This window comes from Alkalisalibacterium limincola (assembly GCF_008017755.1).
GTDB classification, from domain to species: Bacteria; Pseudomonadota; Gammaproteobacteria; order Xanthomonadales; family Xanthomonadaceae; genus Alkalisalibacterium; species Alkalisalibacterium limincola.
In genome coordinates, this window is record NZ_VRTS01000003.1 from 371856 (window position 1) to 386402 (window position 14547).

General features: G+C 68.9%; 15 protein-coding genes and 1 pseudogene. 11 read left to right on the top strand and 5 right to left on the bottom strand.

The window, feature by feature from the left end; all coding sequences use genetic code 11:
* Window positions 1-101: 101 nt before the first annotated feature.
* The 4 genes from FU658_RS06765 to FU658_RS06775 all read right to left on the bottom strand — a co-directional run bounded on the left by FU658_RS06765 (window position 102) and on the right by FU658_RS06775 (window position 4201).
* Window positions 102-704, bottom strand: coding sequence for a hypothetical protein (locus FU658_RS06765; RefSeq protein ID WP_147891380.1), 603 nt, complete (start codon window positions 702-704; stop codon window positions 102-104).
* A complete protein-coding gene (locus tag FU658_RS06770) occupies window positions 683-2110 on the bottom strand; it encodes a hypothetical protein (protein WP_147891381.1) in 1428 nt (475 codons plus the stop codon). Before FU658_RS06770 ends, FU658_RS06765 begins: the two co-directional genes overlap by 22 nt.
* Window positions 2111-2183: 73 nt before the next feature.
* On the bottom strand, window positions 2184-2597 hold the full coding sequence (locus FU658_RS14380; RefSeq protein WP_187265975.1) for a hypothetical protein: 414 nt from the start codon (window positions 2595-2597) through the stop codon (window positions 2184-2186).
* Window positions 2498-4201: a hypothetical protein gene (locus FU658_RS06775; protein ID WP_147891382.1), complete on the bottom strand. Its 1704-nt coding sequence runs from the start codon at window positions 4199-4201 to the stop codon at window positions 2498-2500. Before FU658_RS06775 ends, FU658_RS14380 begins: the two co-directional genes overlap by 100 nt.
* Window positions 4202-4357: 156 nt before the next feature.
* On the opposite strand from FU658_RS06775, the gene FU658_RS06780 reads away from it, so the two are divergent.
* The 10 genes and pseudogenes from FU658_RS06780 to FU658_RS06825 all read left to right on the top strand — a co-directional run bounded on the left by FU658_RS06780 (window position 4358) and on the right by FU658_RS06825 (window position 12718).
* Entirely contained in the window at window positions 4358-5161 is an 804-nt protein-coding gene (locus FU658_RS06780) for a hypothetical protein (protein WP_147891383.1), read from the top strand.
* Between the two features lie 56 nt (window positions 5162-5217).
* Window positions 5218-6225, top strand: coding sequence for an NAD-dependent epimerase (locus FU658_RS06785; protein WP_147891384.1), 1008 nt, complete (start codon window positions 5218-5220; stop codon window positions 6223-6225).
* A 109-nt stretch (window positions 6226-6334) separates the two neighbouring features.
* A complete protein-coding gene (locus FU658_RS06790; RefSeq protein ID WP_147891385.1) occupies window positions 6335-7618 on the top strand; it encodes a type II toxin-antitoxin system HipA family toxin in 1284 nt (427 codons plus the stop codon).
* A gap of 2 nt (window positions 7619-7620) precedes the next feature.
* Entirely contained in the window at window positions 7621-7905 is a 285-nt protein-coding gene (locus tag FU658_RS06795; RefSeq protein ID WP_147891386.1) for a helix-turn-helix domain-containing protein, read from the top strand.
* Window positions 7902-8882: an LLM class flavin-dependent oxidoreductase gene (locus tag FU658_RS06800; RefSeq protein ID WP_147891387.1), complete on the top strand. Its 981-nt coding sequence runs from the start codon at window positions 7902-7904 to the stop codon at window positions 8880-8882. The genes FU658_RS06795 and FU658_RS06800 overlap by 4 nt, the downstream gene beginning before the upstream one ends.
* Window positions 8879-9757 carry a diguanylate cyclase domain-containing protein gene (locus tag FU658_RS06805; RefSeq protein WP_255505456.1) on the top strand — a complete coding sequence of 293 codons (879 nt, stop codon included), beginning with the start codon at window positions 8879-8881 and terminating at the stop codon, window positions 9755-9757. Before FU658_RS06800 ends, FU658_RS06805 begins: the two co-directional genes overlap by 4 nt.
* A gap of 189 nt (window positions 9758-9946) precedes the next feature.
* Window positions 9947-11415 (top strand): annotated as a pseudogene (locus tag FU658_RS16000) (diguanylate cyclase domain-containing protein).
* Complete coding sequence (locus tag FU658_RS06815; protein WP_187265977.1) at window positions 11409-12071, top strand: EAL domain-containing protein; 663 nt, start codon at window positions 11409-11411, stop codon at window positions 12069-12071. Before FU658_RS16000 ends, FU658_RS06815 begins: the two are co-directional and overlap by 7 nt.
* Window positions 12072-12091: 20 nt before the next feature.
* Window positions 12092-12322 carry a hypothetical protein gene (locus FU658_RS06820; RefSeq protein ID WP_147891390.1) on the top strand — a complete coding sequence of 77 codons (231 nt, stop codon included), beginning with the start codon at window positions 12092-12094 and terminating at the stop codon, window positions 12320-12322.
* A gap of 24 nt (window positions 12323-12346) precedes the next feature.
* A complete protein-coding gene (locus FU658_RS06825; protein ID WP_222708371.1) occupies window positions 12347-12718 on the top strand; it encodes a type II toxin-antitoxin system death-on-curing family toxin in 372 nt (123 codons plus the stop codon).
* Window positions 12719-12722: 4 nt separating this feature from the next.
* On the opposite strand, the gene FU658_RS06830 is transcribed toward FU658_RS06825, so the two are convergent.
* Window positions 12723-13592, bottom strand: coding sequence for a hypothetical protein (locus tag FU658_RS06830; RefSeq protein WP_187265978.1), 870 nt, complete (start codon window positions 13590-13592; stop codon window positions 12723-12725).
* 279 nt (window positions 13593-13871) lie between these two features.
* Between FU658_RS06830 and FU658_RS06835 the strand changes: the two genes are divergently transcribed.
* Window positions 13872-14336 carry an RDD family protein gene (locus tag FU658_RS06835; protein ID WP_147891393.1) on the top strand — a complete coding sequence of 155 codons (465 nt, stop codon included), beginning with the start codon at window positions 13872-13874 and terminating at the stop codon, window positions 14334-14336.
* The last annotated feature ends 211 nt before the right edge of the window (window positions 14337-14547 follow it).

A 14547-nucleotide genomic window follows, 5' to 3' on the forward strand; every position in this document is an offset into this window, starting at 1 on the left:
CCGATGCCCCGAGTGAGGCATCCATGCTGCCATGCGCAATGTGCCCGGTCCCCAGATTTTTTCTGGGCAACTGCGTCTGCAGGGCGTGCTGCGGCTCGCGCTCAGTGGGCGTCGTAGAAATTCAGCTGCCGGGACACGCGCTCCGGCCCGGCACCGCTGTCGAGCCACAAGGCCTCGATGACATACAGGCGGCGCAGGCCCGGGCGCGCATCCATCCGCAGCGGCTCCCAGACCCGGCGCCGCACCTCGCGGCAGCCCTGTGCGCCGGGCGGGCAGTCCGGCCGCAACACCCCGGGTTCGGCGTCCAGCGCGAAGGTCAGGGCCACCAGGCTGCCTTCCTCGATCCGCCACGAGAACGGGATCGCCTCGCCCCCCGGCACCTGCTCCACTCCCTGCCCGGACCCGGCCTCGAAATCGACCGCGAAGGCGTCCACCGCACCCGGACGCGACAAGTCCGCGCCCGAGTGCCAGCGGCCATCCAGCAGCTGCGGCCCCAGCACCAGCCGCGGGTCCACGCGCACCACCGGCGTCACATGCGCGCGCAAGTGGTCGTCCACCGAATGGCGCAGGCGCGTGCTCAGCATCCACTCCTCCGCGCCCAGGCCATCACCGCGCACCCGCTCCATGCGCATGTCCACCACGCCTTCGCGAAGGCTGTCGGGCAGCAGTTCCACCGTCAGCGTCAGCTCGCCCTGCGGCGACACGCCAATGATTCCCTGCGCGGCATAGCCCGGCGCCACCACCCGGCCGTGGAGAAGTCCACGGTGCCCGCGATGAACTGTGCGTCCTCGTCGCCCAGCACCGGGTCGGGGTTGAGCAACTGCATCGCCACGGGCCCGGCATGCAGCACCGGCCCCATGCGCCCGCGCGGCAACTGCAGCGCAGGATGGGCGGCGTAGTAGTGGCGGCGAACCTCGCCCGAGGGCAAGGCATCCCGGCACGCCGGATCCACGTTCACGGGCAGCCGGTAGGCCAGCGTCCGGCTCTCGGTGAACTCGACGAATTCCAGCCCGGCCAGCATCGCCATGCGCCGGAACATCGACGGCATCCGCGCGGAGATGCGCAACACCTGCACCGGGCCCACGCCCGGACAGTCGACGTGGATGTCCTCGAATTCGAAGGACGGGTGCCCCGGCCGCACCACCCGGGCCGAGCGCGGGTAGCTGTCGATGTTGGGCAGGAACATCGCGCTCACCCGCCCGGTCGCCCCGGTGTCCATGACCGAGCCCACGAAGCCGTCCTCGCTCCAGTCGTCGATCATCCGCATCCGCACGCCATCCCGGCGCCCGAAGGACACCGTGCCCGGCGCCGAGGCCGGCACCATCGTCTTGTCCAGGCCCAGGAAGTCGATCTCCTGGAACGCGGTCGCACCGCCCCAGTCGAGGCTGGAATACGCGTCTTCCAGCAACTGCCCGGGCACGCCGGCAAGGTAGGCCTCCACGGCGTCGGTCGATGCGATCAAGGCATTGGGGTCCACCGACCCGGCGCCGGGCATGATGCCCAGGTTGATGCCCTGGAACACCTGCGCATGGCGCAGCAGGCGGTTGGGGTCGACCTCGTGAAGCAACGCAAGCAAGCGCGGCTCGGGCATGCGCCACTGCCCCGCGTTCGCCTCCTCCAGCAGCCCCACCAGCGCCGTGGTCAGCACGGTGACGTTGTTCGGCCGATGCTCGGAGTTGCCGATGCGCCCACCCGGGCCGGCCTCCTCCAGCAGGCGCGCCGCGGTGCCCTGCAGCGACTGGAAGCGGGCCGTGTGGCCTTCCGGCGATGCCGCCAGCACCTCCACCAACACCAGCTCGCCGCGCCGGGCCGGCGGCACCTGCACGCTCACCTCGAACCCGCCAAAGAAGTTCGAGTCCGGCAGGAACTCGCCCTCGAACCGGTCGGGCCCCACCCAGGCCACCACCTCCAGCGCCTCCCATTGCTCCTCCGACCACGCCGAGCAGCGCCAGTTGAGTGCACAGGGGAAGCCCCAGGTGCCGCCGATGGTCAGGACTTCGGTTGTCGCCGCCTGCCCCCGGGGCATGCGCCCCTCGCCGAATTGCGCGCTCAGCGACGCAGGACACAGCAGCAGCAATGCCGCCAGGAGAGGGGCGAGGGTCCGTGCCATGTGGAGCTCCAACGAGGGGGTACGGAGGAGCCAACGGCGCAAACCCGGGCGGCCGGACACCCTCGCCCGCGCCTCAGGGCGTGTCGTAGAAGTCGAGCTGCCGCGACGTGCGTTGCAGCCCCCCGCCCGCGTCGGCGAACCGCTCCTCGATCACGTACAGCCGCCGCAGCCCATCGCGCACACCAAGCCGCAAGGGCGTCCACACCCGCCGCAGCACCTCGCGGCAGTCGCCGACGCCGGGTGGACACACGGGCAGCAGCTGACCCGGCTGCGTATCACGGGCAAAGGTGCTGGCCAGCACGCGCCCGTCCTGCAGCACCCACGAGAACGGCACGCTGGGCCCACCGGGCGCCTCCCGGGCACCCTGCCCGGTGACCTCGTTGAAGCTCACCGCCAGTGCATCCACCGCACCCGGCAGCGACAGGTCGCTGCCCGAGCGCCACGTGCCCGCCAGCAGCCCACCGGAAAGCACCAGGTCGGTGTCCACCGCCACCACCGGCGTGACATGCGCGCGCACGTGGTCGCGTCGGAATCCTCCACGCGTGAGCTCACCCCCCACTCCGCAGCGCCCAGCCCGTCGTCGCGCAGGCCTTCCAGGCGCATCACCACCCGGCCGTCGATCAAACTCCCGGGCAGCGTGTCCACCGCCAGCGACACCTGTGCGCCCGGGCCCAGCGCCACCGTGCCACCGGACGCGTAGCCGGGCGCGTCCACCGCCCCGGTGGACAGGTCGATGGTGCCGGCGATGAACTGGCTGTCCTCCTCCATCGGGTCGGGATCCGGATTCAACATCTGCAGCGCCACCGGCCCGCGCGGCACCGCCACCGGCGCGCGCGCCAGGCCCCGCGGCGGGTAGGCCACGGCGTAGTGGCGAACCGCCTCGAACACCGGCAGCGTCTCCACGCAGGGCACCACGTCGCCCTCGATGGCCCGGTAGCCCAGGTCGTTGAGCTCGGTGTACTCGACGAACTCCAGCGCGCCGGCCATCGCCATGCGTCGGAACATGAACGGGTTGCGCCCGGTGATCCGCAGCGCCTGCACCTCGCCCTGCCCCGCGCATTCATAGGTGATGCGCTGCGACTCGAAGGACGGCTGCCCGGGCCGCACCACCCGCGCCGCCCGCTGCAGCGAATCGATGTGCAGCTCGAAGAACGTGGTCAGCCCGCGCACCAGCCCGGTGTCGATGACCGTCGAGAACCCGCCCTGCTCCTCCCATTCGTCGCGCAGGCGCATGCGCACGCCGGCACGGCGCCCGAACGCGATGGTGCCCGGCGACGCGCCGGGCGCCAGGGTCAGGTCCAGCCCCTCGAAGTCGATCGGCTGGTAGGCACTCGACCCCCAGGTCTGGAACTGCTCGAACACCGCCTGCAGCACCTCCTCGGGCACATCGGCCAGGTAGGCCTCCACGGCGTCGGTCGACGCCACCAGCGCATTCGGGTCCACCGTGCCGGCCCCCGGCAACGCGCCGGACACCAGGCCCTGGAAGGCCAGCGCATGCCGCATCAACCGGGCCGGGTCGACCTGCCGCAGCAGGCGCTGGAACTGCTGCTCGTCCATGCGCCAGTCACCGCCGTTGGCCTCCTCCAGCAGCCCCACCAGGGCGGTGCTGAGAATCGTCAGCATGTTCGGGCGCCGGTTGCCCAGCGCCACGCGGCCATCGGCATCGGCCGCGGCCTGCAGCCGATAGGCCACGTCCTGGAGGCTGGTGAAGCGCGCCACGTGCCCCTCCGGCGCCTGCGCGGTCACCTCCAGCATCACCATGTCGCCACGCTGCAGCGGCGGCACCTGCACGGCCACCTCGAATTCCGAGCGGTCGCCCTCGAAGCTGGTGAAGCCACCGATGAACTTCTCGTCCCCCACCCACGCCGCCACTTCCAGCGGCACCCAGTCCACCGCCGCGTCGGGGAAGCAGTTCGGCGTGGTCGTCAGGCAGGGGTAGCCCCACCAGCCCTCGATCACCAGCGCCTGCGGCAGCGCCGCCGGCGCCCTCGGCATGCGCGGCTCCGGCGCCTGGGCCAGGGCCACCACCGGCAGCAGTGCCACGGCCAGCGCCAGGGCAACAGCCAACACCGTTCCAGGGAATCGATTCATGGCGGACCTCCTGGTCCATGCGGGAACCACCGGGCCGTTCCCCGGCCCTCCCCACTCAAAACGGCGCAGCGTGCGCGATGCGGACTCCCTCGGCACCGCGTGTCATTTGTCCTCCCCAGGGTTCGGAGTATTCTGCGCCGACACCACAAGGAGAAAGTGACCATGCAGACCCGCGCGCAATTGCCGACCGTGTTCGGCAGCCTCCTGGCCCTCGTTTTCGCCGCTTCGGCGCTCGCCACTGAAGGCAACGACCAGGCACAGCCCGACCGTCTGGGCGACCCGGACTCCGACCTGGTGTTCACCCCGCTGGAGCCCTGCCGTATCCTGGATACCCGACAGCCCAGCCCACGCAGCGGACAGATCGCGGGCGGCACCAGCCGGGATTTCTACGCCTTCGGGGTCGACTTCCAGTCCAGCCAGGGCGGTGCCGCTGGCAATTGCGGGCTCACCAGTGCCGCCGAGATCGACGCCGTGGTCATCAACGTGGCCGTCGTGTCGCCGGCGAGCGCGGGTTTCCTCACCGTGTGGCCGGCCGGCGGCGAACGCCCGCTCGCCAGCACCGTGAACTACGCCGCAAACCAGACCGTGGCCAACGAGATCATCGCCCCCATCACCATCCCCGGGCTCGACGTCTCGATCTACAGCCACCGCAACGCGCACGTCATCGCCGACGTGGTCGGCTACTTCGCGCGCCCGCAGCGCGCCGGACTGGCGTGCAGCTGGGTGGTGGGGCCCGACACCAGCATCGTGTCCGGCGCCACCCTCAACGCAAGCACGGCCGAGTGCCCGGCCAACAGCACCCTGACCGGGGGCGCGTGCGAGCACAACATCAACGAGGTGTTCGTGCTGAGCAGCACCGACATCCTCGGCACGCGCTGGACCTGCCGCTTCAAGAACGAGGCGCTGGGCACGGTGAGCGTGCGCGCCAAGGCACGCTGCTGCTCCACGCCGGGGCGGTAACAGCCGCCTTCCAGAAGCCCGCCTTATACTGGCGGGCTTCTTCCAGGATGCCCCACATGAAAATCCTCGTCACCGGCACCGCCGGCTTCATCGGCTCCCACCTGGCCCAGCGCCTGCTGGACCGCGGCGACGAGGTCATCGGCCTCGACAACCTCAACGACTACTACGACGTCACCCTGAAGCAGGCGCGCCTGGCGCGCTTCGCCGAGCACCCCAACTACACCCACATCACCGCCGACCTGGCCGACCGTGCCGCGGTGGAATCCGCCTTCGCCACCCACAAGCCGCAACGCGTGGTGAACCTGGCCGCCCAGGCCGGCGTGCGCTACGCCGCGGAGAACCCGCACGTGTACGTGGCCAGCAACGTCACCGGCTTCCTGCACATCCTGGAAGGCTGCCGCCACCACGGCGTCGAGCACCTGGTCTACGCCTCCACCAGCTCGGTGTACGGCGCCAACACGAAGATGCCGTTCACCGAACACCGCGCCACCGAACACCCGCTCACGCTGTACGCGGCCACCAAGAAGGCCAACGAGCAGATGGCGCACAGCTACGCGCACCTCTACGGCATCCCCTGCACCGGCCTGCGCTTCTTCACCGTCTACGGGCCGTGGGGCCGGCCGGACATGGCGCTGTTCCTGTTCACCAAGGCCATCCTGGATGGCCAGCCGATCAAGGTCTTCAACCACGGCCACCACAAGCGCAGCTTCACCTTCGTCGAGGACATCGTGGAAGGCGTCATCCGCACGCTCGACAGCGTGCCCGGCACGAACCCGGACTGGAACGGCATGACGCCCGACCCGGCCACCAGCGGCGTGGCGCCCTACCGCATCTACAACATCGGCAACGAACAGCCGGTCGAGCTGCTGCGCTACATCGAAGTGCTGGAAGACTGCCTGGGCCGCAAGGCGGAGATGCAGATGCTGCCGCTGCAGGCCGGCGACGTGCCCGACACCGAGGCCGACGTGTCCGACCTGATCGCCAGTGTCGACTACCGGCCGAGCGTGTCGGTGGAGGATGGCGTGGCGCGGTTCGTGGAGTGGTACCGGGGCTACTACGTCTGAAGCAAGCGACGCATCCGGGCAGGGGCCACTATAGAAAATCATTTAAATAGCATATAGAGTAGCTGAAAGCATCTATTTGCTATTTAGATATATTTTTATGGGCCAGGGCATGCAAAGCACCGTCATTGAAGTCCACCGCCACGGCCAGTGGACGGCAGCCGCATCGCTTGAGCCGCTGGGCGACGACCGGGCGCGCGTGGACTACCTGCCCGAGTACATCTTTTCCAATCAACCGCTCCCCATTTCGCTGACCTTGCCGGTCGGGTTCCAGGCCACGCGCGAGGATCTCGATGTACGCGCCCCGGCCTTCCTCTACGACCTGGTCCCCCAGGGCAAGGGCCGGCGGTTGCTGGTGCCCATGTTGGGCCTCCGCGACCACGACGCGCTGGTCGTCCCCCTGCTCATGGCGGGCGCATTCAACCCGGTGGGCGCGTTGCGGATTCGTAGCGCCGTGGCGTTCTACGAGGACTACACCCGGAGCAATCCAGCCCCACCGGGAAGCGAAGCCGGCTTCAACCGCCGCCAGCTCGCACAGCGCGGCGACAGCGTGCTCGAGCACCTCTCCACCCACGGCATGCTGGCCTCCGGAACCACCGGCGTGCAGGGCGTGTCGCCCAAGTTCCTGCTCAGCGAAGACCGCGAGGGCCTGTTGCATGCGGACATGGCCCTGGAGGACGTGGATGCCCGTGTGCACTGGCTGGTGAAGGGCCCGCGCAACGCCAGCGACACCGACCGTGCGGTGCTGCGAAACGAGGCCGCGTATCTCCGTGCAGCCGCGGCCTGTGGGATACGCGTGCATCAGGCCGAACGGATCGAACACGCCCACGACCTGTTGTTCCTGCCGCGCTTTGATCGCCAGGCCGGGCCCGATGGCGTCCAGCGCCTGCACCAGGAAAGCCTCGCCAGCCTGGCAGGACTGCAGGGCTTTGGCTTGCCTTGCCGACAGAACACCCTGCTGCATGCCCTTCGACGCCATGCCACCGATCCACTGTCGGAAACCATCGAGTTCCTGCGCCGCGACGTATTGAACCTGGCCCTGCGCAACACCGACAACCACGCCCGCAACTCCGCCGTGCAACGGCTTCCGGATGGCCGCATCCAACTCACCCCCCTGTTCGACTTCGCTCCGATGTACCTGGACCCGGAGTTCATCCCGCGCAGCGTGCACTGGGTCGATGCGGACGACGTGCGCGTGCATGCATGGGCTGATGTGCTGGCGCACCTGCAACTGGAGGCCGCCGAGGTGCAGGCCGTGCGCACCGCGTTGGCGGATTTCGCCTCCGCTGTCGCCGCCCTGCCCGGCACCCTGCGCCAGCTGGGCGTCGACGCCGACATCATCGAGGCCTGCCGTCGCAGCATCGACGAACAGGCTCGGCAACTGCAGAACCTGTAACCATGCCCAGGAACCCACCCCGCCCCAGCCCGGCCGAGGCCCGCATCCAACTCGATGCGCTGTACGCGGCGCTTTCCCGGGGTGAGATCGACCTGGCCCATGCCGTGCGACGCATGCGCCACATCAGCGGCCTCACCCAACCCGAGTTCGCGCGCCATCGTGGCATCAGCGTGCAGGCGCTCAGGCAGATCGAATCCGGCCGTGGCAACCCCACGGTCAAGTCGCTCAATGCCATTGCGGAAGTGTTCGGCCTTCAGGTTGGTTTCGTGCCGATAATGCGCGCATGACCCCCATCTCCATCCTCGACCTGGTCCGCATCACCGACGCCACCGACGCCCGGCAGGCGCTGGACAACGCGCGCGACCTCGCCGCGCATGCCGAGCGCTGGGGCTACACCCGCTTCTGGGTGGCCGAGCACCACAACATGCCGTCCATCGCCAGCGCCGCCACCTCGCTGGTCATCGCCCACGTGGCGGCCGGCACGCAGCGCATCCGCGTGGGCGCCGGCGGCATCATGCTGCCCAACCACTCGCCGCTGGTCATCGCCGAGCAGTTCGGCACGCTGGCGCACCTGTTCCCCGACCGCATCGACCTGGGCCTGGGCCGCGCCCCCGGCACCGACCAGGCCACGCTGCGCGCGCTGCGCCGCACCCCGCACACGGCCGAGAACTTCCCCGACGACGTGCTGGAGCTGCAGCGCCTGCTGGCGCCTGCCCGCCCCGGCCAGCACATCGTCGCCACGCCCGGTGCCGGCACCGAAGTGCCGCTGTGGATGCTGGGCTCGAGCACCTTCGGCGCCACCCTGGCCGCGCAGCTGGGCCTGCCCTATGCATTCGCCTCGCACTTCGCCCCGCAGCAGCTGCAGTCGGCGCTGGAGGTCTACCGCAGCCGCTTCGAACCCTCCAAGCAGTTGCAAAAGCCCCACGCCATGGTCGGCGTGAACCTGATCGCCGCCGACACGTCGGAAGAAGCCCGCCACCTGGCCACCAGCCTGCAGATGTCGTTCACCAACCTGCTGCGCGGCCAGCGCCAGCTCAGCCAGCCGCCGATCGACGACATCGACAGCTACTGGAACCCGCAGGAGAAGGCCCAGGCGCAGTCGATGCTGGCCTGCTCGGTGTTCGGCGACAAGGCGGAAATCCGCGCCGGCGTGGCAAAAGTGCTGGCGCAGACACAGTGCGACGAGCTGATCATCGTATCTGATGTGTATGACCACGCCGCGCGCCTGCGCTCGTTCGAACTGATTGCCGAAGCCCTGCATTGACCCCGACGAAAACCACGCTGCCCCCACTCGCCGAAGTACTCGACCTGCTGCCCGACGCGGTGTGCATGGTCGACCCCGACGGCCACATCCTCTACGTGAGCGCCAGCTTCGAGCGCCTGCTGGGCTATGCCCCCGCGGAAGTGCTGGGCCGAACCACCTTCTCGCTCCTCCACCCCGACGACCTCGAGGCCACGCGCGTGCAGGCCAGCAAGGTGATGGAGGGCGCGCAGCAGCGCCACTTCCGCAACCGCTACCGGCACAAGCTCGGCCACTACGTCGACATCCAGTGGTCGGCGCACTGGCTGATCGAGCGCGGCGTGCGCATCGGCGTGGGGCGCGAGATCGGCGAGCTGCGCCGCGCCGAGCGCGAGCTGGAACACCGCGCCAGCCACGACCCGCTGACCGACCTGCCCAACCGCCGCCACCTGCACCACCAGCTGCAGCGCGCCGTGGAACAGGCCCGGCTATCCGAGGGCCACCTGGCCGTGCTCTACCTGGACCTGGACGGCTTCAAGGCCGCCAACGACCGCGGCGGCCACGACGCCGGCGACCGCATCCTGCGGGAGGTGGCGCAGCGCCTGCTGGACGGCGTGCGCCAATCCGACCTGGTGGCGCGCGTGGGCGGAGACGAGTTCGTGGTGTTGCTGCCGGGCTGCCGCGACCTGGCCGGTGCCCAGACCGTGGCCGACGGCCTGCGCGCCCGGCTCAAGCCGCCCTTCGCCTTGCCCGAGGGCAGTACCGAGCTCGATGCCAGCATCGGCATCGCCTGCTTCCCCGCCGACGGGGCCACCGGGGAGGCCCTGCTGGCCCAGGCCGACCGGCGCATGTATGCCGCCAAGCGCGCCAAGGGCGCCAGGGCCTCGGCCGACTCCTGACCCCAGCCGGCGGCGTCATGCCGGACGCGGTGACGCACCGCACTATGGCTATCTGCTCCTGCGGGGTGTATCACAGCGGTACGGTCTTCCACGCCCGCACAACCCGCACGCACCCGAGCGGCCGCCCGCGCCTGAAGTAGACCCGTGATCGACTACCAGCAGACCTTCCAGCACGACCCCCACGCACTGATGGTCCTCACGCCCGACCTGGTGATCGTGGACGCCAACCCGGCCTACCTCGCCAAGCTCGATGCCACGCTCGAGGCGATCAAGGGCCGGCCGGTGTTCGACGCGTTCCCGCCCCGCGAGAACGGGGCGATGCGCCAGGCCCGCGCCTCGCTCGAGGAAGTGCTGCGCACCGGCAAGCCGCACACGCTGGACCTGCTGTATTTCCCTGTGCTGCGGCAAATGCCCGACGGCCAGGTCTGGGAAGACCGCTTCTGGTCAATCACCAACACCCCCATCCTGGGCGCCGACGGCAGCGTGTCGCACATCCTGCACTGCGTGACCGATGTCACCGGCCTCATCGACCCCGGCCTGGGACAACCCGCCGACGGCCAGCACAACTTCGAGGAACTGCGCCAGGCCACCGTGGCCCGGCGCATCAACCGCGCCCTGGTGTCCGAACGCAGCCACCTGCGCCACCTGATGCAGCAGGCGCCGGGCTTCGTGGCCGTGGGCCGGGGCCCGGAGCACGTGTTCGAACTGGCCAACGAGGCCTACTACTCGCTGGTCGGCCACCGCGACATCCTCGGCAAGCCGGTGCGGCACGCGCTGCCCGAACTGGAGGGCCAGGGCTTCTTCGAACTGCTCGACCGCGTGTACACCACCGGCGAGCCCTTCATCGGCCGCGCCATGCCGGTGCAGCTGCGGCCGCAGGCCGACGGTCCGACGGTGGAGCACCACATCGACTTCATCTACCAGCCGATCCTGGACGACGCCGGCGAGGTCAGCGGCGTCTTCGTGCAGGGCCACGATGTCAGCGAGGCCTACCAGCTGTCGCAGGAAGTCAGCTACCAGGCCGCCCACGACGCCCTGACCGGGCTGGCGAACCGGCGCGAGTTCGAGCGCTGCCTGCGCATCGCGATCGACGAGCTCGAGGGCGAGGCGATGCACTCGGTGCTGTACCTGGACCTCGACCAGTTCAAGATCGTCAACGACACCTGCGGCCACTCCGCCGGTGACGAGCTGCTGCGCCACGTCAGCATGATCCTGGGCCAGCAGGTGGCGCCCCACGACACCCTGGCCGGCTGGGCGGCGACGAGTTCGGCGTGCTGCTTTGCCATTGCCCGGAAGCCACCGCCGAGCGCATCGCCCACGAGCTGCGCGAGGTGGTGTCGAAGATCGAGTTCAGCTGGGCGCAGCGCGTGTTCCCCTGCAGCATCAGCATCGGCGTGGCCAGCTTCGGGGCCGGCATCGGCAACATTGAACAGGTGCTCAGCGCCGCGGATTCCGCCTGCTTCCTGGCCAAGGAAAAGGGCCGCAACCGCGTGCAGGTGTACCGCACCGAAGACCAGGAGCTGGCCACCCGCCGGCGCGAGATGGACTGGGCGGTGCGCCTGCGCGAGGCGCTGCGCCAGGACAGCTTCATCCTCTACGTCCAGGCCATGGTGCCGCTGCAGGCGCGGCACCGCCCCGCCGGCGGCTGGAGGTGCTGATCCGCCTGCGCGACGAGGACGGCAGCCTGGTGCCGCCGATGGCCTTCATCCCGGCCGCCGAGCGCTACGGCATCATGCCGGCCATCGACCGCTGGGTGATCACCCGCGCCCTGGCCTACCTCGAGCAGCAGAACCAGGCCCGCGGCGAGCGCATCCAGCTGTCGATCAACCTGTCCGGCGCCACGCTTAACGACGAGGGCTTCGCGCCCTTCGTCGAGGAGATCCTCAAGCGCACCGACGTGGACCCGGAACAGATCGTGTTCGAGGTGACCGAAACCAGCGCCCTGGTGAACCTGACCGCCACCGCCAGGCTGCTGGCCCGGCTCAAGGCGGCCGGCGTCAGCTTCGCACTGGACGACTTCGGCAGCGGCATGTCCTCACTGGGCTACCTCAAGCACCTGCCGGTGGACTACCTCAAGATCGACGGCCTGTTCATCCGCAACATCGCCACCGACCGCGTCGACTGCGCCATGGTCGAAGCCATCGCCAAGGTGGCCTCGGTGATGGGCATCCAGACCGTGGCGGAATTCGTGGAAACGCAGGACGTGATGGACCTGTTGGCCGGGATAGGGATCGACTTCGCGCAGGGTTATGGGGTGCATGTGCCGGAGCCGCTGGACACCCCATCCATCATGACGTACCTTGATGCTTCTTGATGAATCATGACAGCATGCCCATGAACACCCCCACGCGCGAAAAGTTCTCTTCGCAGGCCGCCCCGGAAGTGCTGGCCGCATTGCGCCGGATCGCCGAAGCCGAGGGCCGCCAGTTCCAGGCCGTGCTCGACGAAGCCCTTCGCGACTACATCGACCGGCACCAGAACGAACGCCCCCGCCGCCACGCCATGGCCGCGTTCGCCAGCAGCGTCCAGGAATTCGACAGCCTCTACCGCGAACTGGCGAAGTAGCGGGTGCCGCGCGACTTCCTGAGCGTGGCCGACGTGCTGGGCATGCACGCGGTGCTGATGCAACGCTATGGCGGCGCCGCAGGCGTTCGCGATCCGGGGGCGCTGGAAGCCGCGCTGTTTCGACCACAGACCGGCTACTACCCCGACATCGTGGCCGAAGCCGCCGCACTGATGGAAAGCCTGGCCACCAACCACCCCTTCATCGACGGCAACAAGCGCATCGCCTTTGCCGCGGCCGACGTCTTCCTGCGCATCAACGGCTGGTCGCTGCGGCGGCCGCCGATGCAGATACACGCGCAGATGCTGGCCATGCTGGAAACGGGCACGTTCGACATCGCCCACCTCGATCCCTGGCTGCGAGCCTTTGCTGTCGAAGGCACCACGCGCGGCAGCTAGCGCCCTAGGGCGCCGGCACCACCTGGTCGCAGCGTGCCATCGCCGACGGGGCGAACAAGCCGCCATAGCGCGTCCCGTCGACATTGCGCCGGACCCGGTCCACGTCGGCCCCCTGGCCGGGCAGCAGCGTGATGGTCTCCCGCAAATGCCTCGCCTTCGCCTCGGCCTGGGCGATCTGCTCGTCGCTCAGTACCGAGGACACAATCGAGTGGTCATTCGCCCAGTTCAGCTTGCTGGTGGGCCACCAATGCGAATCAAAGCCAAGGGCATTCCTCACATCGATGTCGTAGTGAATCAGCGCCATCACCTCGATGGCATGAGTTTGCGCAAGGTCGTCTGATTCGTCCTCCCACGCGCTCCAGAACCGCGACATGGCCTCGCCGACCAGGCTGCCGGCCACTCCGGCATGGCCGGCGTTGAACAGTGTCCAGGCCAAGGTGGAGTGATGCTGCTCCTGCAAGCGCGCCTCGGTCGAGTCCTCGGGCCAGATCCTGGGCGGGCGCCGGACGATGTTGCCCCCGTTGCCGTCCATCCAACCCGACGCGGACATGTAGAAGGTCATCGCCTGCACGCTGCCCAGGAACGCCGCGCGACGGAACTTGGCCAGCAGTTCGCGCGGCATCACGATCGGGGCGCCGTCGCAGTGGGCTGCCACATCGGCCACGTGGCGCGGCCAGTCCACCTCGCCGTCGTGCTCGGAGACGTAGCCCAGGTGACCGCGGCATACGGTCGGATTCCCCTCGCGGTCCTCGCACAACAGCCACGAGCGATGCAGGTCGACCGCACAGACCCCCAACTCCATCGCCAGCCGGCACGCCGCCTCGGGCTCGCCGCGTGCCGCGCGCCAGGTCAGATCGTCCACGATCTCCGCCAAGGGCGTGCCCACGGGCGGCAAGGACGCTTCATTCGCCATCGCCCGGGTAGACACAGCCAGACAGGCGAGCACCGCAAGGCCGAACCACCCGCATCTCCATTGCATCGGCATCGTCGACCCCCCGGCGTGATGGCTTGCAGACTAACGCGAAATCCCGCCATCCAGAATAGACCCGGCAGCGCCTGCATCCTCCTCCCGGTCGTCGGCCACGCCCCCTTGCGGTGCATCCCGCAGCCGTGCACATTCGCTGCTGGGGAAAACCAACCAGGGGAACACCACATGCAAGACGACTTCCAGTACGTCGGATTCTGGGCGCGCGTGGGCGCCACCGTCATCGACGTCATCATCATCCTGTGCATCACCGTGCCGCTAACCCTGATGATCTACGGGTTTGCCTACTACGACAGCACCGCCATCGTGGCCGGCCCGGCCGACATCCTGATCAACTGGATCATGCCGGCGGTGGCGGTCATCCTGCTGTGGCTGAAGTTCCAGGCCACGCCCGGCAAGATGGTGGTGGGTGCCCGCGTGGTGGATGCACGCACCGGCGCCACCATGACGCCCGGCCAGGCCGTGGTGCGCTACCTCGCCTACATCGTCTCGGCCCTGCCCCTGTTGCTTGGCTACATCTGGATTAGCTTTGATTCGCGCAAGCAGGGCTGGCACGACAAGATTGCTGGGACCATTGTGATCCGGCCGAAGGTGCAGGGTGTGGAGGCGGTGAAGTTCGGCGCAGATGCCTGACCCGTATCCTCGAACGTCCGACTACCTCAAGGTAGTCGGACGTTCTCTGGAAACTGCGCGAGCCACCAGTTCGACGAGCGGAGCACCGGGCGAAAACTAACGTCGATTACTCCACCGGCCCGTGATCGAGCAGCGACAGCAGGTACTGGCCGTAGCCGTTCTTGGCCAGCGGTTCGGCCAGGCGGGTGAGCTGCGCGCCATCGATCCAGCC